The organism is Crocosphaera chwakensis CCY0110 (assembly GCF_000169335.1).
GTDB lineage: Bacteria > Cyanobacteriota > Cyanobacteriia > Cyanobacteriales > Microcystaceae > Crocosphaera > Crocosphaera chwakensis.
Map to the genome: position 1 here is coordinate 1 of NZ_AAXW01000135.1, position 2,046 is coordinate 2,046.

A 2,046-nucleotide genomic window follows, 5' to 3' on the forward strand; every position below is an offset into this window, starting at 1 on the left:
TAACTTTTATCATCCTCAAGCAACTAACTATTTTAGAGGGAGTTTATTTATTAGCTTAACTATTATTTATCTCTTAATCATTAGTATCTTGGTGTTACACAATTTATTCCAAAATTTAAGAGCCAATAAAATATCCGATTTCACTGATTAAGTAAATTACTTACTTGATTAAGGCAAGTAATTTACTTAAAAAACTTAGACAGAGATTATTTGTCAACTTCTGTAACTCGCCAACTAAGTTTTGAATTAAACCAGAAATTCCACAGAGTCACTAAACCAATAGCTAAAAAGTTAGCAATATATTGGTTGATATTAAACAAATTATAGAAAATATTCAAAAACAACACATTAAGAATTAATCCAGCTAAGCAGATAATATTAAACTTAATCAATCGTTTTAACCTTTGACGTTTTCCAGGTTGTCGTCGAGAGATATCTCCAAACGTCCACAAATCATTCCAGAGAAAATTATTAATAATAGCTAATTCTGCTGCAATAATTTTACTTCGGGTTAAAGGTAATCCAAGAGTATTCGGGTCACTGAGTAAATAAAGAAATCCCATATCAACCACCACTCCACTTAATCCAACCAGACAAAATTGGATAAATCGGGCTGAAATGGATAATCTTAATCGTAATAAATGCTGAATATACTCGATATATTGTTTCCAAGTGACCTTACTTTCCCCTGCTTGTCGTTCCCGAAAGACATAACCAGCTTCAGCAATCCAACGAATGCGTCCCCTAGCTGCTACTTCAATTAAAATTTTATAGCCTACAGGACTTAATGAGCGACCAATAATGGCGCTACGACGTACCATAAAATAGCCACTCATAGGATCAGACAAACGACTGATCACTTCTGGAAGAATCAATAAACCCAACATTTGCGCTCCACGGGAGAGAAACCGTCTAATGATACTCCACTCACTGACACCACCCCCTTCAACATGACGACTAGCTAAAGCTAAATCAGCCCCTTTTTCCATTTCTTGTAACAGTTGTGTTAGTACCTCCGGAGGGTGTTGTAAATCAGCATCAATTACCCCTAAAATTTCTCCTCTTGCAACCTGCCAACCCCGAATGACGGCTGTTGACAGTCCTTTTTCTTCGATACGTCGCATGACACGCAGTTGAGGATAGTCAGAAGTTAACTCTAAAGCTAATTTCCAAGTATGATCGGGACTATTATCGTCAACAACAATTAATTCATACTCTCCAGGAATGGTTTGATCGAGTAAGTTGCTTAAAATTTCAACAATGCTTTGAATGTTGTCTGCTTCTTTATAGGTGGGTAAGACTAAGGATAATTTTAAAGGGCTATTAAAGGATTCATCTGATGTTATAGGAGTCTCAAGAACTTGAAACACGCCAGAGGGGACGGGAATGAGAGATTGAGTCATCGTAAATTTATAGAATGGATTTGTTAAATATTGAATGTTAAATAGAATTTCAACTGATCCTGAAAATACCACAAAAAAAGTTTTCTGGCTTCATGGTGGTGTCATTTTTGCTAATATATCTTTACTCTACCCTTACGTTTTCAACTCTATAACCTGATTCAATGAATAATATTATCACGGCTTTTTCTCTAGGATTAGGATTGGTTGTTTATCCTGCTCAGATGATGATGGCTCAGGAACTGCCATTACGTCAGATTAACCCTACAGAAATTAATATCGTTTGGTCAGAAGATGAACAACTCTGGGGAACAACGGAAAATCCAGGGGATAAATGGTCATTAATTCGCGCAATTAGTTATAGTTTACGATATTTAGATACGCCAAAAGCAGCAGAAGTTTATAATAATTATCCGATTCCTGGTGTTACCCGCGATCGCGTTCGTCGTTCTTTAAGTCGTTTTAAAGAATTATTAAAAATAGCCAAAACCCCAGAAGCTCTACAAGCAGCTATCGAAAAAGAGTTTACTTTGTATCAATCTGTGGGTCACGATAATCAAGGAACCGTACATTTTACGGGGTATTTTGAACCCGTTTACACCGCTAGTCGTCAACGAACGTCTGAGTATCGTTATCCGTTATATCT

At 36.3% G+C, this 2,046-nt stretch carries 2 protein-coding genes; one reads left to right on the forward strand and one right to left on the reverse strand.

Annotated features, from left to right (window positions below; translation table 11 throughout):
• Positions 1–206: 206 nt before the first annotated feature.
• Positions 207–1,403, reverse strand: a complete 1,197-nt coding sequence (locus CY0110_RS27555; RefSeq protein WP_035800898.1) for a glycosyltransferase — start codon at positions 1,401–1,403, stop codon at positions 207–209.
• A 161-nt stretch (positions 1,404–1,564) separates the two neighbouring features.
• Here CY0110_RS27555 and CY0110_RS27560 point away from each other — a divergent pair.
• A partial coding sequence (locus tag CY0110_RS27560; RefSeq protein ID WP_008278961.1) for an MltA domain-containing protein occupies positions 1,565–2,046 on the forward strand: 482 nt, incomplete at its 3' end.